The 25,524-nt window shown below is 34.0% G+C and carries 17 protein-coding genes; 4 read left to right on the top strand and 13 right to left on the bottom strand.

Annotation, left to right across the window (positions count from 1 at the left end):
• Positions 1-2 precede the first annotated feature (2 nt).
• The 8 genes from K6T82_RS02410 to K6T82_RS02375 form a co-directional block, all read right to left on the bottom strand.
• Positions 3-974: a hypothetical protein gene (locus K6T82_RS02410; RefSeq protein ID WP_223704414.1), complete on the bottom strand. Its 972-nt coding sequence runs from the start codon at positions 972-974 to the stop codon at positions 3-5.
• Between the two features lie 97 nt (positions 975-1,071).
• On the bottom strand, positions 1,072-2,052 hold the full coding sequence (locus tag K6T82_RS02405; RefSeq protein ID WP_223704413.1) for a glycosyltransferase family 2 protein: 981 nt from the start codon (positions 2,050-2,052) through the stop codon (positions 1,072-1,074).
• Between the two features lie 46 nt (positions 2,053-2,098).
• Complete coding sequence (locus K6T82_RS02400; RefSeq protein ID WP_223704412.1) at positions 2,099-3,415, bottom strand: MATE family efflux transporter; 1,317 nt, start codon at positions 3,413-3,415, stop codon at positions 2,099-2,101.
• A gap of 30 nt (positions 3,416-3,445) precedes the next feature.
• Positions 3,446-4,858, bottom strand: coding sequence for a UDP-glucose 6-dehydrogenase (locus K6T82_RS02395; RefSeq protein WP_223704411.1), 1,413 nt, complete (start codon positions 4,856-4,858; stop codon positions 3,446-3,448).
• Positions 4,859-4,918: 60 nt separating this feature from the next.
• Positions 4,919-6,043 (bottom strand): GDP-mannose 4,6-dehydratase, encoded by a 1,125-nt coding sequence (gene gmd, locus K6T82_RS02390; protein WP_223704410.1) that lies wholly within the window; start codon positions 6,041-6,043, stop codon positions 4,919-4,921.
• Positions 6,044-6,145: 102 nt separating this feature from the next.
• Positions 6,146-7,096 (bottom strand): GDP-L-fucose synthase family protein, encoded by a 951-nt coding sequence (locus K6T82_RS02385; RefSeq protein ID WP_223704989.1) that lies wholly within the window; start codon positions 7,094-7,096, stop codon positions 6,146-6,148.
• A 24-nt stretch (positions 7,097-7,120) separates the two neighbouring features.
• Positions 7,121-8,122 (bottom strand): mannose-1-phosphate guanylyltransferase, encoded by a 1,002-nt coding sequence (locus tag K6T82_RS02380; RefSeq protein WP_223704409.1) that lies wholly within the window; start codon positions 8,120-8,122, stop codon positions 7,121-7,123.
• Positions 8,112-8,546: an adenylyltransferase/cytidyltransferase family protein gene (locus K6T82_RS02375; RefSeq protein WP_223704408.1), complete on the bottom strand. Its 435-nt coding sequence runs from the start codon at positions 8,544-8,546 to the stop codon at positions 8,112-8,114. Before K6T82_RS02375 ends, K6T82_RS02380 begins: the two co-directional genes overlap by 11 nt.
• Before the next feature lie 617 nt (positions 8,547-9,163).
• Between K6T82_RS02375 and K6T82_RS02370 the strand changes: the two genes are divergently transcribed.
• Complete coding sequence (locus K6T82_RS02370) at positions 9,164-9,631, top strand: UpxY family transcription antiterminator (protein WP_223704407.1); 468 nt, start codon at positions 9,164-9,166, stop codon at positions 9,629-9,631.
• A 92-nt stretch (positions 9,632-9,723) separates the two neighbouring features.
• Here K6T82_RS02370 and K6T82_RS02365 read toward each other — a convergent pair whose 3' ends face one another.
• The 5 genes from K6T82_RS02365 to K6T82_RS24620 all read right to left on the bottom strand — a co-directional run bounded on the left by K6T82_RS02365 (position 9,724) and on the right by K6T82_RS24620 (position 14,385).
• Positions 9,724-9,927: a helix-turn-helix domain-containing protein gene (locus tag K6T82_RS02365; RefSeq protein ID WP_184162524.1), complete on the bottom strand. Its 204-nt coding sequence runs from the start codon at positions 9,925-9,927 to the stop codon at positions 9,724-9,726.
• A gap of 71 nt (positions 9,928-9,998) precedes the next feature.
• On the bottom strand, positions 9,999-10,229 hold the full coding sequence (locus K6T82_RS02360; protein WP_144219045.1) for a helix-turn-helix transcriptional regulator: 231 nt from the start codon (positions 10,227-10,229) through the stop codon (positions 9,999-10,001).
• A gap of 706 nt (positions 10,230-10,935) precedes the next feature.
• A complete protein-coding gene (locus tag K6T82_RS02355; RefSeq protein ID WP_223704406.1) occupies positions 10,936-13,125 on the bottom strand; it encodes a hypothetical protein in 2,190 nt (729 codons plus the stop codon).
• Complete coding sequence (locus tag K6T82_RS02350) at positions 13,122-13,850, bottom strand: hypothetical protein (protein WP_223704405.1); 729 nt, start codon at positions 13,848-13,850, stop codon at positions 13,122-13,124. Before K6T82_RS02350 ends, K6T82_RS02355 begins: the two co-directional genes overlap by 4 nt.
• Positions 13,851-13,863: 13 nt before the next feature.
• A complete protein-coding gene (locus K6T82_RS24620) occupies positions 13,864-14,385 on the bottom strand; it encodes a T9SS type A sorting domain-containing protein (RefSeq protein ID WP_223704404.1) in 522 nt (173 codons plus the stop codon).
• 917 nt (positions 14,386-15,302) lie between these two features.
• On the opposite strand from K6T82_RS24620, the gene K6T82_RS02340 reads away from it, so the two are divergent.
• From K6T82_RS02340 to K6T82_RS02330, 3 genes are all read left to right on the top strand, one after another.
• Positions 15,303-20,627, top strand: a complete 5,325-nt coding sequence (locus K6T82_RS02340) for a polyketide synthase (protein WP_223704403.1) — start codon at positions 15,303-15,305, stop codon at positions 20,625-20,627.
• Positions 20,628-20,708: 81 nt separating this feature from the next.
• On the top strand, positions 20,709-24,719 hold the full coding sequence (locus K6T82_RS02335; protein ID WP_223704402.1) for a non-ribosomal peptide synthetase: 4,011 nt from the start codon (positions 20,709-20,711) through the stop codon (positions 24,717-24,719).
• The gene (locus K6T82_RS02330) at positions 24,706-25,488 is read left to right on the top strand and encodes a 4'-phosphopantetheinyl transferase family protein (RefSeq protein WP_223704401.1); all 783 of its coding nucleotides are present in this window, start codon (positions 24,706-24,708) and stop codon (positions 25,486-25,488) included. The genes K6T82_RS02335 and K6T82_RS02330 overlap by 14 nt, the downstream gene beginning before the upstream one ends.
• Positions 25,489-25,524 lie beyond the last annotated feature (36 nt).

Here is a 25,524-nt window from a genome sequence, read left to right as displayed (position 1 = left end):
AGTTATACTTTATAAAATCTTCCTAAAAATTTACTCATGTTGATCGCCAACTGCTTTTTTCTTATTTTGCCTTTAGAATGTGCTGAAATTGGGCTTTTACTATTTCTCCAATATGCCACATCTTCTTTTCTTGGAATTCTTCCGTTGCAAAGTCTGGCAAAATGATTTACTTTCCAGGGTTTTAAACTTCCTAATGCGTGAAACATGATCGCTTCTCCAGAAACGAATCCCATTCCGTCTTTTCCAACATAACTTACCGGACGATTATACGCTTCTATAGTCGCATTTAATGCATCTTGATCTGATTTATCAAAAAACTGGAATCCTTCCATTTTTGCGATGGTTGAATTATGCATCTGATTTAAGAAAATAGATTTATCAAGTCCGCCTATCGCGTCTCCCATGCTTTCCTGCAGTTTAACCCATAAGTGCAAGAATGCTATATTTTTTTTGACAAGTCCGACAAAACCTCCATTTACATAAATTTGATTTTTGTACGTCAAGTCGATATTGTAGTTTTTAAAGTAATTTCTCCAGCCTTGTCTTCTTGGGTGAAATTCCTGCAATGGTGAATTAATATCTTCACAAACGGCTACACCGCAATTGGCCCATTGTTCAAAACAAGCCCAAGAATCAACTACAACGATATCAGGGTCAAAATAAAAAAGTGCTTCGGCATCTTTTGCAGGACCTTCCCACAATTCCAGCATAAAGTCTGGCTTGTAATTGGTTAAACTGTATCCTGTTGTTAATTTTAAAAAAACAAGCTGAATACCGTCAACAGGGCTTAAAATAATTGCATCATTCCATTTATCAACGGTTTCTTTTTTGCCCTCTAATGCCCATCCTGGCAATGATCCTCGATAACCGACATAAATAGTACCGCGAAATCCTTTGTTATATAGTGAATTTGAAAGTGCCGCCACTCCGTAATGGTAATGTCCTTCAAATAATGTGCAAACAGATGAAATCATATTTTATGTTCTTTTTTTATGAAACTTGCGGGATTCCCCTATACTGAACCCGCTGCAGTAATTGAGGCTATAATTTATTTTTTGGAGTTCTAATTCTTTACATTGAAGTAGGATAATAACCAACTTTTCGAGCCAGTCTTCCTACGTTATAATATAATGAAGAAGGACTTTTTGAGAACAACATTTTTTTGAGCAGCCAGTCATCATTAATGATTTTCATTGATTCTTCAAGAAATAAATTAGATTTTGCCTCATCTCCCAAAAGACGTTTAAAGTATCCTTCTCTATCTTTAAAATCATTTATTAGCCAGTTTAAAATAATACCTTTAGACCTCTTAAAAGCTTTAACTGAAAGCGCTTTATCTATTGGGATTAATTGCTCTTTAGCCAACTGGAACATTAAAGGCCAACAATCAGTTGTAATAGATTGCCTTTTAGCAGCGTCCTGATCTGGATGCCTTCTCCAGTAATTTATGGTTTCTTTTGTAGCGTGTAGATTGAAATTAGTTGCATTAGAATAAATCCAAAGCCAATCATTACCACTATGAGGATTCGACACAAAAGGATATTTTAAAAGAGTCGTTCTGCGTGTGATGGTCAAAACCGGAAAACGAGGTCCATTCAAAATGGCATCTTCTAATAATTCCTGAGCTTTCATTGGGCCTGGTTTGTAATGACGGTAATAAATCGCATCCTTTCTATCATTTGAAAAAGTTGCAAAAGACCCAAAAAAGACATCAATATCTTTATCCTTCGCATAGGCTTCCTCAAATAACTTAAATGCATTAGGTTCAATTAAATCATCACTGCACAAAATAGAAACAAACTCACTGCTTGCTTTTTCAATGCTGTTGTTCCAATTGGCAAACAAACCTACATTTTCTGTATTTTTAAAATATTTGATTCTTTTGTCTTCAAATGAATTACAGATTTCCTCAAACTCATTATGATTAGAATTATCATCAACAATCAATATTTCTGTAACCCCCTCTACTAATAATGCAGATTCTAAAGCATTTTTAAAACCAAGAACTCTCATGTAAACCGGAATAGCAATTGTATACGTTGGAATATTCATAACAGTAATTTTTATTTTATTATTAAAGAAGAATCATAAATCAACCTTACTTATCAAGCTTAAATATTTGCAAAAATGTAAATGTTCCATAGATCAAAAGTCCCCAAACTGCACTAAACAAACTCAACATAAGCACGCCGGTGATTGTTGAAACATCAACAAAAAATAGTGGAAAAATGGTACCGAAAATATTGAACCCCATCGTTAAAAAAGGATTAATGACCCATCCTCTTGAAGAGGAAAGCGAGATAAAAATGCTAATTCCTAAATTAATACAGCCAATTAAAACACTTAAAATCATCTCATACGACAAACCTTTATATGCATTTCCTAAAACCATAAGTATCTGATCAGGAAATAAAGCAACCAATAAAAGTAAAACCCCACTAAGAAGAACAATTAAACAAACGGTATAAAAAACTTTCTTTAATAAGTCGTTTCTTTTCGGTTCTAATCGAGCAAATCGCGGAACAATTAAAGTATTAATTAAAACATTGATTATATTTAATAAAACAGCCAATCTTCCTAAAGCTCCGAGTTGTGCGACTGCAGTTGTGTTTCCAAAAACAGAAATTAACCAAATTGTAATTTGTCCCGAAATACAAAAATAAATAGCACCCGGAAGAATTCTTTTTACAATCTGCATTACTTCTTTCTCAACCTCTGGATCCGATTTTTGTGTTTTGTCTGCAAACACCTCAGCTATCTTTCGCAGTTTAATGTTACCAATAACACGAGGTATACCATTGGCCAACAATGCGATAAATGCCCACGGAAAAATAAACATTGTCAATCCGAGAAGTAAGAACCTTACGATTCCAACCGAAACCTGATTTTTTTGTAACGGTACAATATCCTGATGAAGTTTAGGAACAATCTCTAATAAAGAATCTGATAAAGCAGCAAAAAAAGCAGGAATTAAAGCTCCAACAATAAGTATTGTACTCAACCAAGAAGCATTATTATGAAGCAACAAATACATTAAAACAGGAGTAGCCACCAATAAACTTCCTACAGCAAACTTGCGACGTAATCTAAGTCCAGTTGCTAAAACAGCACCCAATTTTTCTTTGTCCTGCCACACTTTTGCCCCTTGTGACATTATACCAGTAGAAATTCCGCCATCCGCTAAAATAGTCATCGTTCCTAACATTGTATTTGCCAAAGTATAAAGTGCGTATTCTTCTACCGGAAGTAAACGGATTACTAATATCCCCGAAGCAAACCCTAAAGCTTGAATGAGAATCTGTGCGCTTCCGGTTACCGAAATTAATTTACCCCAGTTTATGACAGTCTCATACTTAGGATGTTGTTTTAATTTTATCAAAGTATCTTTCAAGAAAGTAGGTTTAATAACGTTCAAAAAAATTATTGCTTTTAAGGATTGATAAGTCTAACCTTTTCCAATTCCTTTTATCTGAAAACCAATTGAGGTTAATTTTTCTGCATCCAGAATATTACGTCCATCAAATACAAAAGCCGGTTTGTACATACTGATATAAATCTCGTTCCAGTTGTAGGTTTTAAATTCATCCCATTCTGTTAAAACGGCAATGGCATGTGCCTGATGTAAAGCTTCGGAAGAAGATTCATATACAAAAATCTGTTTCAATTTTGATTCGATTTTTTGCTCTGTAAGTCCTTTTAATTCCCATAAATAGCGCATATCTGCTTTTATTTTTTCTTCTGAAACTTTAGGATCGTATACATGAATTTCGGCGCCATCTTCAATTAAATGTTCTGCTACATAAATTGCTGCCGATTCTCTCGTATCATTAGTATCTTTTTTAAAAGCCCATCCTAAAAAGGTGATTTTTTTTCCGCTTACGGTATTAAAAAGAGAAGTAATAATTTTCTTTGCGAAACGATATTTTTGGTAATCATTCAGAATAATAATCTGTTCCCAATAATTAGCCACTTCAGGTAAATTAAAATAGCGACACAAATACACTAAATTCAGAATATCTTTTTGAAAGCAAGATCCTCCAAAACCAACTGAAGATTTAAGAAACTTTGGTCCAATTCTGCTATCAGTTCCAATCGCTGCCGCAACCTCATCAACATCGGCTTCTGTAACTTCACATAAAGCAGATAAGGCATTTATAGAAGAAATTCGCTGTGCCAAAAAAGCATTCGCCGTTAATTTTGATAATTCTGAAGACCAAACGTTTGTAGTCAAAATTTGTTTAGGCGACAACCAATGTGCATAAACATCGACCAAAGCCTGAATTGCCTTTTGTCCGCTTTCTGTCTGATTTCCTCCAATTAGAACACGATCTGCATTTAATAAATCGTCGATTGCTGTTCCTTCTGCTAAAAATTCCGGATTTGAAAGTACTTCAAACTTAACACCGTTTCCGGTATGATCTAAAATAGTTTGTAAGGTCTCGGCCGTTCTTACCGGAAGAGTTGATTTTTCGACAATAATTTTATCATTTTTTGCTATTCTGGCAATTTGTCTAGCACATAACTCGACAAATTTTAAGTCAGCGGCCATTCCTTTTCCTTCTCCGTAATTTTTTGTTGGTGTATTTACAGCAATAAAAATCATATCGGCTGCTTCGATTGCACTGTCTACATCTGTAGAAAAAAACAAGTTACGTCCTCTAGCTTCGCGAATAACATCGGCAAGTCCAGGTTCATAAACAGGTAATTTATCTAAATCTTCGTCGTTCCAGGCTGCAATTCTGCTTTCATTTAAATCGACAACTGTTACTTTAATTTCTGGGCATTTTAGCGCGATTACCGACATTGTAGGACCGCCAACATAACCAGCGCCTAAACAGCAAATATTTTTGATTTTCATTTAAATATCTTTTTTGGGAAGCAAAAAATCTTTTATTTTTTTTATTAAGTACTTAGATTTTTATTCAAAATAATTCAGAACTGTAAAACCAGAGTCTTTCAAAAGCTGTTCTTTTCTCATCAGCTTCAAATCAGATTGCATCATTTCATGAACCAATTCGGACAATTCGTATTCGCACTCCCAACCTAATTTGGTTTTGGCTTTAGTTGGATCACCAATTAATAAATCTACTTCCGTAGGTCTAAAATAGTGTGGATCTACAGCCAATACTTCTTTTCCTATTTCAAGCTGATAATCAGGATTACTACAAGACAATACGTATCCTTTTTCATCTACTCCAGTGCCTCTAAATTCTAGTTCGATACCTACTTCTGCAAAACTCATTTTAACAAATTCACGAACTGGAGTCGTTTTTCCTGTTGCAATTACAAAATCTTCTGGTTCATCAGCTTGTAAGATCATCCACATCATTCGAACATAATCTTTAGCATGTCCCCAATCACGTTGTGCATCTAGGTTTCCTAAGTGTAATTTATCTTGCAATCCTAAAGCAATTCTTGAAGTTGCTCTAGTAATTTTTCTTGTTACAAAAGTTTCTCCTCGAATTGGTGATTCATGATTAAATAAAATACCATTACAAGCAAACATTCCATAAGCTTCCCTATAATTTACAGTCATCCAAAAAGCATAAATTTTTGCTACTGCATAGGGAGATCTAGGATAAAAAGGAGTAGTTTCTGATTGCGGAACCTCTTGTACTTTACCATATAATTCTGAAGTCGATGCCTGATAAATTCTAGTCTTTTTTTCTAACCCTAATAAACGAACTGAATCTAAAATTCTCAAAGTTCCCAAGGCATCTACATTTCCCGTATATTCTGGAGTTTCAAACGAAACTGCTACATGGCTCATCGCAGCCAAATTGTAGATTTCATCCGGTTGAATCTCTTTAATCAAACGAGTTATATTCGTACTATCTGTCATTTCACCATAATGCAATATAAAATTTCTATCCTCCGTGTGTGGATCTTGATACAAATGGTCAATTCTATCCGTATTGAATAAAGAACTACGTCTTTTTAATCCGTGAACTATATATCCTTTTTCTAATAGAAATTCACTTAAATAGGCTCCATCTTGTCCTGTCACTCCTGTGATAAACGCTGTTTTTCTTAATGGATTCATAATGTTATTATAAGGCACAAAGGCATTGTGTTGCAATGTTGCAAATTGATAAAATCTTAATTGTAAAGTTGTTGTGGAAGTTTCCGGAAATAGAAATAAGTCTTAGTAGCTTTTTTCTTTTAAAGTTTCGATGTTTTCCAGAAACCAGTTGTAGGTTTTTTGAATTCCCTCTTCTAAATTCACCTGGTGTTTCCATCCAATGCTGTGCATTTTAGAAACATCCATTAATTTTCTCGGTGTTCCATCAGGTTTGCTATCATCCCAGATAATCTCTCCGGTATGACCTACAATCTTTTGTATCGTAATCGCTAAATCCTTAATGGTTAAATCTTCACCTGTTCCGATATTATATAAATGCTCGGGAAGTTTGTTTTCTAAAGCAAAAACCACTGCTTCTGCCATATCATCAACAAAAAGGAATTCTCTCATTGGAGTTCCGCTTCCCCAAAGAATTACTGGCGTATTGTTACTTTCTTTGGCTTCGTGAAATTTGCGGATCATGGCAGGTAAGACGTGAGAACTGGTCAGATCAAAATTGTCATGAATACCGTATAAATTTGTCGGCATTAAACTCACGAAATCTTTGTTGTATTGCTTACGAATTGCCTCGCACAATTTTACACCGGTAATTTTTGCAATGGCGTACCATTCATTTGTTTTTTCTAAAGAAGCTGTTAATAGATACTCTTCTTTTAAGGGTTGTGGAGCCAACTTTGGATAAATACAAGAACTTCCTAAAAAGATGAATTTGTCTATGTCAGCATTATGAGCTTCACTAATAAGATTATTTTGAATCTGCATGTTTTCCATCAAAAACTCGTACGGAAAATCATTGTTTGCCAAAATTCCTCCAACCTTTGCCGCAGCATCTATAATAACATCTGGTTTTACTTTTTGAATAAAATCGCGAACTAAATTTTGATCTCTCAGATCCAGTTCCTGACTAGATGCCCCAACAAGATTAGTATAACCTTTTGCAGTTAAGCTTCTCCAAATAGCACTTCCGACCATTCCTTTGTGTCCAGCAATATATATTACAGAATTTTTATTAATCATTGTGAGTTTATTTATTTACAATTATAATAATGGAGAAGCAATCGATTCTAATTGCTGGTAAACTTGTTTTACTTCTTGAGAATTTTCTTTTTGCAAAACCATCAAAGCATCGGTAGTATAAATCAAGATACAATTTTTAACGCCAATAAATGTTGTATGCATTGAAGTTCCTATTACAATATTTCTATTGGTATCGATCGGATGGCCTTTTTGAACTAAATAATCATAAACCGATTCGAAAGAACCCAGATCTGACCATTCAAAATGAGCCGGAACAACTTTGATATCACCGCTTCTTTCCATAACCGCATAATCAATGCTTATGGACGGAATATTAAGAGACAACTCATAATCTAAAAAACCTTCTTTATTTTCTTCCCAGGCAGTTTTTGATGCCCAATAAACTTCAGGTTCTTGGCTTTCAAGCTCCGCTAAAAACTTGCCCGCCTTGAAACAAAAAAGTCCACTGTTCCAAAAATAATTTCCGTTTTGAAGATAAGTTGTTGCCGTTTCTAAATTTGGTTTTTCATGAAATGCAATTACGTTCTCATTTTCAAATTCTATATAGCCGTAGCCCGTTTCTGGTTTTGTCGGTTTGATACCGAATGTCACCAAATAATCTTGATTTGCCAATAGAATCGCTTTCTGTAAAGCATCATTATACAAATCATCGCCATCTATTATATGATCTGATGGAGTAATCAATAAAACATCATCTGACTCCGATGCAAATGCCGCAAATGCAATCGCAGCAGCAGTATTACGAGGAAGAGCTTCGATAATATGAATAAAAGGTCTATCGAATTTAGACATAATGGCATTACTCATTTTGTAATTCTCGATGTTTCCAACTACAATCGTTTTATCGGAAATCTCCAGATTTCGAGCCACTGTTTTTTCAAAAAGTGACTGTCCATCAAAAAGATCAAGGTATTGCTTTGGTAAAGTTTTTCTGGAAAGAGGCCACAATCTGCTTCCTACACCTCCAGTTAAAACAACGTGTGTAACTTTGTTAATTCCCATTCGAATGTACTAAAACCTCTCTTTGATAAACTTCGTGACGTAAATTAGTACTAGAAAAACGGTGGTCTCTGGTATTAAAATACAATTCAATTCCTTTTTCCTCGCAGTATGATCTTCCTGTAAAATCTCTTTCTTTATATTCGTCTCCTAAAATTCGTACGTCGATTGCAAAAGCTTTTAAGATGTCTTCCAAATCTTGCTCTGTTGCATACGGAACAATTTCATCCACAAATTTGCATGCCTTCAATTGTATGTATCTTTCAACAACCGTTTGAGTCGGTTTGTTTTTGGTTGGGCGATCTAACGTTGGGTCTGTTTGTAAACCAACAATTAAATAATCACAATGTTGTTTTGCTTCTTCAAGCATTTTAACGTGCCCTGCATGTAACAAATCAAAAGCACTAAATGTAATTCCAGTTCTCATATGCTTAATGTTTTAAATTAAAAAAATATGTTCGTTAATGTAGTATGATTCGTAAAATTCAATTAACCATTTTACTGGGGTTTCAAAGCTTTTTTTTAAATTTTAAAAAAGGGTTCCCCGTGAATAGTTACATTGTAACTGCTCAAAAATGAATTTTAAAATGGTAAAAAAAATCAAAAAATTATTGAATTTATTTGCTGAAAAAGAGATTAAAACTTCCTGAAAAAAACAAGAAATTCAAACCGTTATTTCGGATTAAATCCTAATAATAATTTAAGATAAAATTATAGTAATAAGGCTGATACGAAATCTCATTTTTGTTGCTAAATGTCCTGAATAAGGAAATTTTACTATAAAATACATCGGTAATTTTCGAGTCTCAGAATTAAATTTACCACTTAGTTTTACAACCGAAAGTCCAGTATATACTAGCACTTTCTAAAAAACTCTTATTTCTATCGATTGCGAAAGATTTCTTTTATAAATGTTTGCTTTTTGAAATATTAACTACATAAAAGAATTTAGTTTTTCGAGAATATTTAAGACCGAAAAAAATGACATTTTCTATTTTAAAAAACAACTATTTTAAAAATTACAATAAATAAATTTTACAGATTATGAAATGGTATGTAGTGTACACAAAACCTAAATGGGAAAAGAGAGCGGCTGAACAATTATCTAAGTTTAACATAAACAGCTACTGTCCCGTAATTACAAAAACACAGCAAAGATCAGACAGAAAAGTAAAAGTTGAAGTTCCGTTGTTTAACAACTACATATTTGTTCAATTACAAGAAAAAGACAGAAATCTAATATTTGATTCTCCTGGGGTTGTTCGATATTTATTTTGGTTAGGAAAACATGCCGTTGTAAAAGATCATGAAATTGCAACTATAAAAGAGTGGCTTGACAGTGGAGATACTGCTCAGGAAATTTCGGTGATGCAATATCAAATTGGAGATAAGGTACATTTAAATTCTGGACCTTTTTGCGATCAAAACGCTGTGGTAAAAGACATTACCAAAACGCATTATGTATTAATTTTAGAATCTTTAGGATATGTTTTGAAAGTAAAACATAAATAATAAATCAAAAAAGAAAGAGTTTTTATAAGAGGTACAATTCTTTGTAACTCTTCTTTTTTATAGAAAAACCAGAGCAATCAATTTCGGAAAATTTAATTTTCTAATTGAAAGATCTGGCTTTTTTTGATGCCAAGAATTTTAACTAAGCGATCTAATTTTGACAATTTAAGATCAACCATTCCGTTTTCAATTTTCTCGTATGTTTTAACACTCATTTCCATTTGAATAGCTACATATTCAGGAGTATGATTGTTCTGTAATCGATACTCTTTAATCTTTAAGTAGTAATTTTCCATGATCTTATTTTTTTCTATTTTAATCTATTAGTTTTATTACTATAATATTCAATAAATTGTAACAAGAAATTTTATCTGGTTTCACTGAAAAAAATGGAAACGTCGAATTTAAATATGAACTCGATTGAGACCTCTAAAACCTTTGAAATTTCTATCAATTTAGAAACAGTTAGATCAACATCACCTCTTTCGATTTTACCGTAACCACTAGTGCTCATTTTTAATTCTGCAGCCACGTATTCTCTGGTGAAATTTTTTAATTCTCTTATTTTTCTAATATTTTCGTATACACTATATTTCATAAAAAATAAAAAGTATAAATAATTCATATTTTAAGTTACTGTCCCGATTAATTAAATTCACGCAAGATTTTAATTTCATGTGTTCTTATTGTAAAAAAAATCAACTTTTAACAGCAACCATTCAATTATTAACAACGATTAAAGCTAAATGACAGTTATTCTTTATCATTCATTTTAATTTTCGATCAAAAATATAGAATGTTTTGAGCATAAAATAATAAATCTGTTCAACGGATTTTAAAATCCGATAAAATACACCATGTTGGGTTTTACGGCTTCTAGATTGGGTCAAAAATGACTAAAAAATATATTTTATAAGATAAAAACCACGTAGTTTTACGGGGGTAAAAGCCCTGTCACAATGCATTAGTCCAAAAAAAGAAGAGAAAATTTGAGAATAAACTTAAATTATCAAAAAACGATACTTATTTAAACTCCAATGAAAATTTATATCGACAAATGACTCATAAGAGAATTCTCATTCAAATGATGATTTTGAAAAAACATCTGGTAAAAGTTCGATTATACAATATTATTGATGACCGCAGCAGGCACAAAAGAGTCTTGTAAGGGAAAAATTAATATTTGAAGAACCAAAATCAGCGGATAAAAAAAAGGTTCAAATTAAGCTTGCTTAAAATGAACCTTTTGTTTTGAATCACAATCTTTATTTTTTAAGAATGTGAAATTTTATATTGTCACCAATTTACTGCGTAACCAAAAATTGAGGATACGAATCTGATGTCGAATTGATTATTACTGTAGGAACTCCCGCTTTAACATTTACCAGCAATTTACTCAATGATGGATTCGACAGGAAGGTACTATTTACATATACAGCAGATTCTAATCCGAAACCTTTATTTGCCGGAATAGTCGTTACTACATTTCCTGTAACCGTAGAGTTTGCAATATGATTGTTTAATGTGTTATAAACAACTGGCGTAAACATTGGTGAATTGTCTAAAAATCTGCATCCTTCAATGTTAGTACTAATAGAATTAAAGGTAGAACTCGTAACCCTGTTATTGTATACATTAGAGTTGTATATACAAAATACATTACTTGTTATCACATTGGCACCAGTATAGTTGGTAAAATCGCAGTTTGCTGCCAAAGGAGCATTTTGTGCGTTTAAAGCAAGTGCCGTTTTACCTCCATCAAATTTGCAATCTACCCAAGCATCCAAATTATCTGCCCTTGTTGCCATCATCGAAACTGCTGTACTACAGTTTATAAATTGATTTTTATAAAACATCGTTTTGTCAACAAAACTAGAAGTATCAATATCGTTGGCATAAGGAGTTAAAGGATTTTGGAAAAATCCAATATTACAATTAACAAAGCCTAAATTATCTAGGAAGTTATTATCAAATCCTTTGATTTGTTTTAATTGAATACCATAATTCTGATCTCTAAAAACCACAAACTTCATGTTCTCATACGACATATGTTGCGATCCGTAATCTTGCGATGCATATATACCGACACTTCCTCCCTGCAAAGTTAAATAGCTTAATATAAAGTTCGCATCCTGACCGCCGGTAAGCGATATCAGAGGAAAATCATCCGTCAATCCTACAATAACCGTTTTACCAGTTCCCTGTCCTACAATTCCATGGTTAGAATCTACAGGAAGTTTTAAGGTAGAACCAATATAGAAGATTCCTTCTGGTAAGTCTGCAACTCCTTTGGTATTAATTAAATTTTGAAGATAACTAGTCTGATCTGGTTTACCTACTCTATTTGTTCTCCAATTTGCACCTAAAGGATCCGGTAATGTTTCCCATGTTGGTCTTGCCCACGGCGTATATTTAGTTCCTAAAATAGAACTACTAAGATTTGCCAGTATTGTTGAGTTGGTTATAGCTGTAACCTGTTCCGTACCATTATATTTTACGGTATTACTTCCATTTAAATTGGCCTGAACATCAAAACCTGTTACAGTGCCCGATTTTCTGGTATAAGTTCCTGCTCCATTTACAACAAACATATTGGCTCTTGTAGACAATACATCTGTTGGATAATTCATTGCTTTATCTAAAAAGAAAACATTTGCAGCGTCAATATCAAAAGATGGGGTTTTTACGGCAGAGTAACTATTCGCACCATTAAAGGCCGTTATTTTGACATTACCTATATTAGTTGCACTGATCATTGCTTTTGTTCCTTCACCAGCAAGATTCCATCCTTCAGCATCTAAACCTACAAAAGTTAGTGAACTTAGACCAGCGATATCAGTAGTATTTCCGTGCGGAGTCAAGAAGTTGGTATGTAAACTAACATTTCCATAACTCGGCGTACTGCTATTTCCTTTCAGAACCAACATATTCAAACCACCTTGAGACTGATGTTTAATAATTTTTGTATTTCTAATATAACCCGATTGGCTGCAATCAATTCTGATGGGCCCACTCATATTTATAAATGTATTATTCTCCAGCATTACATTTGTACCTACCAGAGTCGCCCATTTAATCGATTTAAAAGTAATATTAGAAATAACACCTCCTGATTGTAAGGTTATAGTCTGATCTACAGGTGCAACAGATTCTAAAACCACGCCTGTACTTCCTGCAGCTATCGTAACGGCAGATATCCTGCTTTGTGTCGGATGTCCGTATAGTTTCTGATTACTTTTCATGACTATATTTGTCCCCGAATAATCTCCTTTTTCTAAACGAACAGAACCATACTTATCCAAAGCTTGCTGAATAGTAGCCTTTTGTGTAAGTGGTAATAAATAGGCTTTAAAATACTCTGTTTCTTCCAATTGATTGTTTACAACTGGATTTTCCGGAGTTGTTTTAACCGGAGCTTCATCAATTGCATAATGGTAGTTCTGAGAAAAAACACTTGTCGAAAGGAGTATAAAATAAATTAAATGCTTCATCATTGTCCTGATATAATATAGGAGTTTGTTCCTGTTTTTCTAAGAAATCCAAATCTCACGTTTCCGGCAGTGCTGGTAAATTTTGCACTTCCTGCTGCAGTATAATTAAGTGTTACCCCAGCAGCGGCTTGAACTGTCAACACGGCACCGTTATGTGCTTCCAAATTAATAGTTTCACCAACTGCCATGCTTCCAAAATCTGACGTTAGTGTTAATGTAGAGGTTGTGGTACATTCTATCGTATTGTTTACATCAGTAGCCGCAATATTTCTTGAGGTTGAAAATGAAACAATTGCAGATCTAAAAGGAGTACTTGATGTTCCTCCCGCTGTTTTAGCATACAAGGCGTAAGGCACGCTTAAAAGCTGTGTAACTCCCGTAATATTAAAATTAGATCCCCCTTTTACGTCTACCTGTGTTTCTATATAATAAGGACCTTTATCCCAGGCAATTTTACTAAAATCTCCTGTAACAATTGTTCCGGTTCCAATTTCTAAAGAAACCAAACCGTTACTGTTTGTAGTTGGAGAATGTGTTTCTTGGTAAACCGTAGTTCCTGTTGCTGTACTCTGGTGGACAATCACTTTAAGACTAATCTTCGAATTAACAACCAGACTATTATCTTGTGCACGAATGATGGCCTGATAGCTCATTTTTTCAGGTGATTGTGCAAATACCTTAAGCGTAACAGTCACAAATAATAATAAAAGGGTATGTGCAAGTTTCATTTATCTTCCGTTTTTAATTTTTAATTATTTTAAATGATTTTAAAATCTTATTGTCTACATATACTACCAGTACATAAATAGACGGACTAAGATTACTAAGGCTGATTTGGGTATCAGTTTGATTAATTGTGTTTTGTTTTAAAAGCCTTGCTTGTATATCATAAAGTCTATACGATCTTTGCCCACTTTCCAGTTCCATTCCATTCATACTTATATTTACAAAGTCTGCGGTTGGATTTGGGTATACAAACATCTCAGCTTTAGTAGGTTCTTCTACATCTGGAGTATCTAATGTTTCGTCTTTAACCTGTTGTTGAATTCCTTGAGCGACATTGTAAACAGCATCTACTCCCATATAAGTGTAAAATACTTGTCCAATTGAATACGCTACCGTACCAGAAGTCCCCGTTGCATTATTACCAGACGTAATTATAGTTTCCATTAAATTATCATTACTCTGACTAATTCCTACAAAAGGAACAAAAAACATCATTATAATGAGTAGGTTTATATGTTTCAGGCGCGAATGCTTCACAGTTTACTTTCTTAGATTATTTTATACTGCAAAAATATTTATTTTCAAAAAATAATCGATATAATAAAACTTTTTTCCGATAACCTGCATTAAATGTAGTATTTTAGTGACTATTTACTTACATTGAAAAAGTTAAAAAAAGCCTGTAATATTTCGATTAGCCGTTTTAAAAATTATGACCTGATGGAGAAAGGTAATAACGATGAATATTTTTGGCTTTTAATCTTAGTAGGAAGATTTACAAAATAACGACGATTTATTCGTTTAATTATACTCTCCCTTTCTTTTTATTTAATTTTTAATACACACACCTATATTATTTCAAATTCACAATTATTGATAGGTTAAAAAGCAAAATACGCATTCAAAATCGATTTATGTAATCGATTTACAAATTCATAAGTATCTAAAAAACAAACATTTACCCGTAAAACATAAAATCTAACAATTTAGAAAGAATTATTTAAAATATTTGTAGTCAAAAACCTCTTGTCTATTTTACATCAAACCACAAAAGAAGACCCAAAAAAGGTCCTTTAAAAAGAAATAAACTCAGAAAGCCTTCTCTCCTATTTTTAATAAAAATTTGTCTTATTCAATTGAAATTATGCCATTCATCGAGAATAATAGCTTTATATAGAAAATGCGAGTTTTACTGAAATATTTTTCCTTTTTTTGATCATCTTATTGAATAATAAGTGACTATTTCTATTTAAACGTAGAAATAAGATAAAGGCCAAAACTAATTAAATTCTTACATCCTTTCATAAAACAGGCAATCACGTTTTATTAAAAAATGTAATCTTATTCCGCTAAATAATCAAAAATAAACAAGTTTTGAAACCGTGTTTATTTTGTTAGTCAAACGCCAATATTACCATATTACTTTACTCAACTTTAATTTTAATACAATTAAAATGAAAAGATCTAACAATGATAATTCAGATAAGAAGTTAAATGGAGCTGAAATGGTGTATCCAAAAAACGCGCTTCATGAACTTTTTGCACAACAGGCGGAAACATCACCAAATGCAATTGCACTTGAGTTTGATGACCTAAAGATTACTTATAGCGATCTATCAAAAAAGGTAAATCAAATTGCCAATTATTTTCTGGCACAGGGTTTAGCTCCCGGACAGTTTATTGCCGTTTCTATGGATCGTAGTCCGGATTTAATCGCTTCTCTTTTGGCCATTTTGCAATGTGGAGCGGCGTATTTACCACTAGATCCAAAATTCCCAACAGAACGTTTAGCATTTATGCTTGAAGATTCTGAAGCTAGTTTTCTACTTACTACCACATCCCTTTCGGCTATATTACCAAAAAATTCAAAAACCATATTGATAGAAGAAGTACTGTCTTCGTTAGAACAATATCCTTCAACACCTGTCTCTCTTTCTGTTGCTCCTGAAAAAGTGGCTTATATAATGTATACTTCTGGATCTACCGGAAAACCAAAAGGAGTAACTGTAACACATAAGAATCTTGTAAACTTTCTTTATAGCATGGCAATTGAACCTGGTATAAAGGCTACAGACAAATTACTATCCATAACTACCATTTCTTTTGATATTGCAGGATTAGAATTATTTCTACCTATAATAAAAGGAGCGACAGTAGTTTTTGCCGATTATGAAACAACACGTGATGGTCAGCTTTTATTTAATCTTTTACAGAAAAAAGAAATTACAATATTACAAGCTACTCCAACCACCTGGCAATTATTACTAGATTCAGGATGGAATACGCCGCTAAACCTAAAAGCCCTTTGTGGTGGCGAAGCAATGCCATTAAATCTTGCAAAAGCGTTAACATCGAGATGTGACTCTCTTTGGAATATGTACGGTCCAACAGAAACTACCATTTGGTCTGCTGTGAAGCAAGTTAAGGCCGACGACGAATTAATCACGATTGGACTGCCAATTGCCAATACACAAATTTATTTATTAGACGAAAATCGTAAGGCTGTCGAGGCTGGAGAAATAGGAGAAATTATTATTGGCGGAGATGGAGTCGCAGAAGGTTACTGGAAACGTCCTGAACTTACTGCTGAAAAATTCATTTCAAATCCGCTTTCAAATGAAGACCATTCTATTCTTTATCGTACGGGTGATTTAGGCAAATTGTTGCCAAATGGAGAATTACAATGTTTAGGACGTATTGACCATCAGGTGAAATTAAGAGGCCATCGTATTGAATTGGGCGAAATAGAAGCAACTCTAAACACTTTATCTGGCATCAAACAATCTGCTGTAATTGTGAGCAATAATTTTGGAAACGAAGACAAACTTGTAGCTTACTTAAAATCTAGCGAAGCTTCTCAAGATGAAAAAGCAGTTCAGGAAGCGCTTTCTAAAGTTCTGCCAGATATCTTGATTCCTTCAAAATATATTTGGGTGGATGAATTTCCGATAACGCCAAATGGAAAAATTGACAAAAAGAATCTTCCTCTTCCTGAAAACACGAGATCTGATTCTGCTCCTCTTTACAAAAAACCAACAACGCAATTAGAAAAAGATATTACCAAAATCTGGAGTGAAGAATTAAAAATAGCAGAAATAGGTATTGATGACGATTTCTTTGACATTGGCGGAAGTTCAATTCTTGCGCAAAAAGTAACCACTTCGATCAAACAACGTTTAGCAATAGATGTTCCTGTTTCTAAAATTTATATTCATCCTACCATAAAAGAACTTTCTTCTATTTTGGAAGATCAGAATACTGTGGAAGAATCTTTTGAATTTAAAAAAACAAACGAACACTCTACCTCAGCAGATATCGCAGTGATTGGTATGGCGGGAAGATTTCCTGGTTCTGACACTATAGAAGAGTTATGGGAAAATCTTAGAGACGGAAAAGAAACTATTTCATTATTTACAAAAGAAGAATTAGACAGTAGTTTACCAGAAAGTCTTCGCAAAGATCCGCTTTATATTGGCGCAAGAGGAGTTTTGCCATCTGCCAAAACATTTGATCCTGCTTTCTTTGGTTTGAATCCGCAACTTGCCGCTGCAATGGATCCACAAATAAGAGTATTTATGGAAATTTCGTTCGAAGCATTGGAACAAGCCGGACATCTTCCTAAACATTATAAAGGAAGCATTGGAGTATATTCAGGAAGCGAAATCAACACCTATTATGAAAACAATATTTTCCCGAATAAAGAACTTAAAAGTTCCATTGGAGAATTGCAAATCTATACTGTAAACGGAAAAGACTTTATTGCTCCTCGAACATCTTATCATTTAAACTTAAAAGGACCTTCTGTTAGTGTACATTCTGCCTGTTCAACTTCCTTATTGGCAGTTGCCGAAGCGGTAAAAGCAATCAGAACCGGAATGTGTGATGTTGCGCTTGCAGGAGGATCTAGCGTAACGTGTCCTATAAATAGCGGCCATCTTTATGACGAAGGTTTTATTAAAAGTCCCGACGGATCTACACGTTCTTTTGAAGCTTCTGGAAAAGGAACTGTTTTTAGCGATGGCGCAGGAGTTGTTTTGCTTAAACGATTAGAAGAAGCCGAAAAAGATGGCGATATCATTTATGGCGTAATTAAAGGTGTTGGTGTAAATAATGACGGAGGCGACAAAGGAAGTTTTATGGCTCCAAGTCCAAAAGGTCAGGCTGGTGCCATCATCAACGCTTTTAATGATGCACAGATATCTCCTTCTACCATTAGCTACATGGAAGCACACGGGACTGCAACTCCAATTGGAGATCCGATAGAAATTGAAGGACTTAAAATTGCTTATGGCAAACAAGAAAAAAACAACTATTGCGCATTAGGTTCTATAAAAAGCAATATGGGGCATACTACTGCCGCAGCTGGTGTTGCAGGACTAATAAAAGTATTATTAGCCATGCGTCATAAACAGATTCCGCCAATGGTTAATTTTGAAAAACCGAATCCAAATATTGATTTTGACAACAGTCCGTTTTATGTCAATAATAAATTAATCGACTGGAAAGCCGACGGTCCAAGAAGAGCCGGTATAAGTTCTTTTGGAATTGGTAGTACCAATGTTCATGTTATTGTTGAAGAATACGACAAACAACCTGAACCATCTTCAGCAGGAAGGCCAATGGATATTTTAATGTGGTCCGCGAAAAGCCAAAACAGTTTATTGGGTTACGAAAACACATTAGGTCATTTTATTGACAACTCAAAAGAAACTCCATTAGCAGATATTGCTTATTCTTTGAATGTTACACGAGACGATTTCAATCACAGAAGTTTTCTAATAGCAAACTCGACATCTGACGCGGCTGAAAAATTAATTTCATTAAAAGCCAAAAACACTAAATCTGCTGTTTTAAAAAGTGTTCCAGGCGAATTAGGATTTCTTTTCCCTGGACAAGGATCTCAATATCTACAAATGGGTAAAACACTTTACGATAACGAAAAAGTATATCGTGAAGCCGTAGACAAATGTGCCGCTTTATTAATGGAAGAATTAGAACTGGACATTCGTGAAATTCTTTATCCGAAAGATCATTTTGCAGATGCTGAAGAACTTCTAAGAAACACACGACTAACTCAGCCTTCGTTATTTGTAACAGAATACGCATTGGCTCAATTATGGTTAAGCTGGGGTATAAAACCAACTTTTCTTTGCGGCCATAGCATTGGTGAATTTGCAGCTGCACATTTAGCAGGAATTTTAAATTTAAAAGACGCTTTACATATAGTTGCTGTAAGAGGAAGATTAATCAGTCAATTACCAGGCGGATCGATGCTGATTGTCCGTGTACCTGTAGAAAAATTGAAAGAATTAATACCTGAAACACTTTCTATTGCCGCTATAAATTCAAATCAATTCTGTGTGGTTTCGGGGCAAAAAGAAGACATCGCACTTTTTAATCAGGAACTCGACACTAAGGAAATTCCAAATAGATTATTAAACACCAGCCATGCCTTTCACTCTTTCATGATGGAGCCTATGTTGGAGGACTTTAGAAATGAGTTAAACAAAATTAAACTTAATATTCCGAGATTACCAATTATTTCAACTGCAACAGGAACTTGGCTTACAGACACAGAAGCCACAGACCCTACGTATTGGGTAAACCAATTAAAAAACACAGTACATTTTGCAGATGCTATGAATACCGCATTCGAACTGGAAAATTTCATTTTGTTAGAAGTTGGTCCGGGACAGACGTTGATTACTTTGGCCCGTCAACAGGCAGTTGGGAAAATCATTCCTGCGTTTCCAAGTATAAATTTTCCTAAAGAAGAAAATGACAATGAATACGCTACCTTAGTAACTGCATTAGGAGAATTATGGATCCGTGGCATAAATCCAGATTGGAAATCATTTTACAGTCAACAACAAAGACAAAAAATAGAATTACCAAATTATATTTTTGATCGTAAATCATGCTGGATTGAACCATTAGGGGTTGTAGAAACCATTATTCCTCAAAAAACAGTCATTTCTGAAATGCCAGCAATTACAGTACAAACTGAAATTAACATTCAAGAAACCAAACATTCGAGAAAAGACGAAATTCTGCTTAAGATTTCAGACATTATAAAAAATGCATCCGGAATAGTATATGATTCCGAAACTTCTTCTAATACATTTTTAGAATTAGGATTAGATTCATTATCGCTTACTCAATTATCAGGAAAACTAAAAAAAGAATTCAATTTACCGATTACTTTCAGACAGCTGAACGAAGCCTATTCAACACCATCGCTTTTGGCAGATTATATCGAAGAGAATCTTCCAGAAGAAGTTTTAGTTGATCAGGAAAAAGAAGTCGTGATAGTTAATCAAGCCGTTGCAGTTACCACTAACTCATCACAAAATGACATACAATTATCTTCAAATCAAAGTCAGATTTCATTAGAGCAAATTGTACAGCAAATTCATCTTTTAAGCCAAAAAGTGGATCAATTGCAGAACTTACAAAGCAATCCTGTAAACGGAAATGGTTCATTTGTGAATTTAAAAGCAGAAAATTTTAATGCTTCTAATTTCAACAACGAACTTAGGATTGAAACAAATGGTTCTGCCAAAACGAATGGTAACTCTAAAAAAGAGAAGGCTTTTGACCTCTCCACAATTCATGACCAACAACGTTTTGTAAACAATAATCATGAAAAGAAATACACCATAAAAGCAAATGAACCTCCTGTACAAGGAAGTAAACTCGGAAGAGACGAAAACGGAAGTCCTGCATGGTTTATAGAAGATCCCAATCAGAACGGAAGTTTTGTAAAGATCAAACTTTAAGGAGAAGATAAACAGATAAATTATTATTTCAAATTGTCAATTTTTAAAAAAAGGTGCAATTATATTTAAAATAGGAGCAAAATGAAAAATCAACCACAAATACAAATAGAAATGGAAGCTGAAACAGAAATTCAATTTAATCCATTTTCGCCTGAAATCGAAAGAGTAATTCAAACCACAAATTCGCAGCAGGAAATATGGACTGATTGCATTTTTGGTGGAAGCGATGCAAACAAAGCTTACAACTTGTCTGTATCTATTAAATTTAAAGGAAACTTAATAACAGAGGTTTTCGAACAAGCTGTAAAAACTTTAATCGATCGACATGAAGCTCTTAGAGCCGGATTTAGTCCCGATGGGCGTTTTATGTGTATTTACAGTGATTATAATATCGAAATTTCTCATAATGATTTTTCTGATGTAGCTGCAATTGAAAAAGAATCCACTATAAACAAACATATTAAAGAGCAAGTCAGCGAACTTTTTGATCTTGTGAAAGGCCCTCTATTTAGAGTTAACTTAGCTAAAATTGATGATTTTGAAACAATTGCAACTTTAACAATTCATCATATTGTGGGTGATGGACTAAGTATCGATATCATTTTAGAAGAACTTGGCGCACTTTATTCTGCTGCTGTTGAAAACAAAGTACACAACCTACCTGCTCCTGAAAAATTTAGTGAATTTGCCGAAAGGATAAATTCTTTTATGGAAAGCAGTGACTATCAACCTTTAGCCGATTTTTGGATTGATATTTACAAAGAATCAGTGCCAACAACTGAATTGCCTTTAGATTTTGTGAGGCCTTCATTGAGAACCTACAATAGCGATCGCCTTGATTTCCCTTTGGATGATGCCATTATTACTGAATTAAAAAATATCGGAATAAAAACAAACAGTAGTTTAGTAACAACTTTACTTGCTTCTTTTGAAATTTTCTTATGCAAATTGACAGGTCAAAATGATTTAGTCGTAGGATTTCCTTCTTCAGGAAACACCTTGTACGGCATGAAACAATTGATTGGAGATTGTGTAAACCTACTTCCTTTGCGTAGCAAAATTGTTTCCGACAACAGCTTTTTAGATTATTTAAAACAAAGAAACACACAGCTATTTGATGCTTACGAACATCAGCAAGTTACTTTTGGACATCTTATAAAAAGTTTTCCAATAACAAGAGATCCATCCCGAATTCCGTTAGTACCAGTTATATTGACAGTAGACTTGAGCAGAACGATTGAAGATGATTTTTCATTCACAGGTCTTTCTCATAGTTTCAATCCAAATCCGAGAGAATTTGGAACATTTGAAATCCAGCTTCATATTTTTAGAGCTAAAAGCGGGCCTTCATTTCAATGGACATATAATACAACCTTATTCAAACCGGAGACGATAAACAAAATGATGACTTCTTTTGAAGAAATAATCAAAGAACTTATTGCCAACCCGACAAATCCTTTATCAGATATAATAGGCGGTAATTATCTTGCAGATTATGCAGATTTGAATACTACCGAAATGGCATATCCGGACATAACATTAACCGAGTTATTAAGAAAACAATCTGAAATTACACCAACTAAAATAGCAGTCGAATACCATGATATAAAAACTACTTATACAGAATTACACGAAAAGGTAAATCAGATGGCGCATTATCTAAAAGCGCAGGGAGTTCAACCTGGCGATTTTATCGCTGTATCTTTTCCAAGAAGTCCAGAATTACTTTATTCATTATTAGCTATAATGCAATGTGGCGCGGCATACTTACCTCTAGACCCTGAATATCCAAAAGAACGATTAGAATTTATGCTAAACGATTCTAATGCGAGAGTTTTATTAACCAGCAAAACATTATTTGCATCGTTACCATCATGGCCGCAAACACTTTTTATTGAAGATGCTATAGAAGCGTTAGATCAATATTCTCACCTGCCACTTCCATTTTTGGTTAATTCAGACCATAACGCATACATACTCTATACATCAGGATCAACAGGAAACCCTAAAGGAGTACCAATTACCCATAAAAATTTAGTAAACTTTCTTTGCAGCATGGCATTGGAACCTGGAATTGAGGAAAATGACAGATTGCTTTCTATTACCACAATATCTTTTGACATTGCAGGGCTAGAGCTGTATTTACCACTCATAAAAGGAGCAACATTAATATTGGCCGATCATGAAACAGCGAGAGACGGAAGACTTTTAATCGATTTGGTAAAAAACGAAAACATCAATTTCTTGCAAGCAACCCCGACAACATGGTCGATGCTTTTAGATTCTGGATGGTCAGAAAAACTGCCCATTAAAGCATTATGCGGTGGCGAAGCCATGCCTATTGATCTTGCTAAACAGCTTTTATCTAAATGTGATACGCTTTGGAACGTTTACGGCCCAACAGAAACCACCGTATGGTCATCTGTAAAAGAAATCAAAGCCGAAGATAAACTGATTACAATTGGAAAACCGATTGGAAACACTCAAATTTATTTAATCGATAATGAAGGACAACTTGTCGCACCTGGAAATATAGGAGAAATTGTTATTGGTGGTGATGGCGTTGCAAAAGGCTACTGGAACAGACCTGAACTTTCTGCTGAAAAATTCATTCTAAACAAATTTTCAGCAAACAAAGAAGATATAATGTACCGTACTGGCGATTTAGGAAAACTGCTTCCGAATAATGAAATAGAATGCTTAGGACGTCTAGATCAACAAGTTAAAATTAGAGGTCATCGTATCGAACCGGGCGAAGTTGAACAAGTTTTATTATCACTTGACGGAATAAAATCTGCGGTAGTATTAGCCGACGAAAATTTCTTGGTGGCCCATATCGTACCGGAGTCAAGTATTGAAGAAGCTGAAGCACTAATTCCTACTTGGAGAGAAACTTTAAGCGCACGATTACCTGCGCAATTAATTCCGCATGATTTTAATTTAATCGAAAAAGTACCCACGACATTAAACGGTAAAATTGATCGTAAAGAATTAGCAAAATACAAAGCCAACAAAAAAATTACTTATACAGCACCACGAACTGAAGAAGAAAATATCGTAGCAACGATTTGGAAAGACAGTTTAAATCTAGAAAATATTGATATTTTTAGTGATTTCTTCGAAATGGGAGGTCATTCAATCAAAGGTGTGAAAGTGATGATTGAAATTGAAAAACATACCGGAATACGAATTCCTCTGTCAGCTTTATTCAAATATTCAACAGTAGAAAAATTTGCAAAACTATTAAATACAGGCACAGAAATTTATTCCGATTGCTTAGTTCCGATAAAACCAGAAGGAAACAAAGTTCCTCTTTTCATTGTTCACGGAGCAGGATTGAATGTTTTAAATTTCATAAATCTTAGCAAACATTTCGATGATGATCAGCCTATTTATGGTATTCAAGGAACCAAACCAAAAGGTTTTGACGGATGGTATGAATCAATTGAAGCCATGGCAGCGTACTACATCGATGCCATTATCAAAGTAAATCCAAAAGGGCCGTATGCTTTGGCAGGTTTTTCTTTTGGTGGAGTTGTCGCTTTTGAAATGACACGTCAATTAAAAGAATTAGGAAAAGAAGTCAGCTTTACCGGTCTACTCGATTCTTACGTAGATTCTTCTTATTACTACGGAACATTCCGAAGAAAACAACTCGTTAGATATTTAGACAAAACACACCGAAGATTAGACTTTTTAAAAGAAATGCTTTTAAGCTGGAAGGCTTTCAAAATGCGTATTAACGGAAAAAAAGAATATATCCTGCAAAGACATTTTGGCAAAAAAGTCGAAATGACCGAACAGGAAGAATTAGCCCTAAAAGAATTCATCGTAGCAGACGCTATGGTGAAAAAAATTGTTGATCTCTATCACCTTAAACCCCAAAAATTCAAAGTCGATTTGTTTCGATCAAAAGATGATGATAATTACAAACTAGATCCAACACATTTGGGATGGAAAAAAGCAGCATTAGGAGGTGTTAATATTCACAACATTTCTGGAAATCACTTAAATATTGTAGCTCCGCCAAATGACAAAGTATTAGCGCGATTACTTCAAGATATTTTAGATGAAAACCATGAAAACCTCTAAGCTCTCTATTTCGTTTCTAGATTTAAAAGGTGTTGATTTTAATCCTGAAAAAGGGTACTCTTTAGATAGTGATGATATTATCATCTACACTATCTATTTGCCCAATTTCAGCGATATAAAATCTGAATTAGTCCAATTTCTTAATTCCATAGAACTAAAAAGAGTCAAACGGTTTTATAAAGAAATTGACAAAGACAGATTCATCATCTACAGATCCATTTTAAAGCTCATTTTGGCAGCTTACACGAAACTGAACATCAAAAACATCTATTTGGATTATGATTTCAATAAAAAGCCTTACCTAGCCTCACATCCGTGGCTTCATTTTAATATTTCACATTCTGAAGATTTTGCAGCAATCGCAGTCTCCAGAAAAAAAGTAGGGCTCGATATTGAATATATGAGTAAAGATTTCAACTTTACAAGCCTCCTTCCTGATGTTTTTAATGATAACGAAACCGAAATAATCCAGAACGCCATTGATAAAAAAAATACTTTCTACACTTTATGGACACGAAAAGAAGCCTTTGTTAAAGCATTAGGAAAAGGAATCGACGAAGATTTTAAATTCATTCAATGTTTAGACGGAGAGCATAATTTAGATTTTTCTTTAATAAAAAACTCTCAAAATTGGCAAGTTAGAAGTTTTGACCTTGCTGATGATTATTTGGCTGCAATAGCATTTGAAGGCTTACCGACAACTCCTGTAAATATACATTTGTACAATGTCTCTCATACCATATTTGATTTATTGGAGATGGTAAAATAAAAGCAAATACTTCAATTAGAAAATATTAAAACAAAA

The organism is Flavobacterium potami, assembly GCF_020026915.1.
Classification (GTDB): domain Bacteria; phylum Bacteroidota; class Bacteroidia; order Flavobacteriales; family Flavobacteriaceae; genus Flavobacterium; species Flavobacterium potami.
The sequence above is the reverse complement of the archived record's forward strand: the minus strand, read 5'-3'. Positions and strand labels throughout refer to the sequence as shown.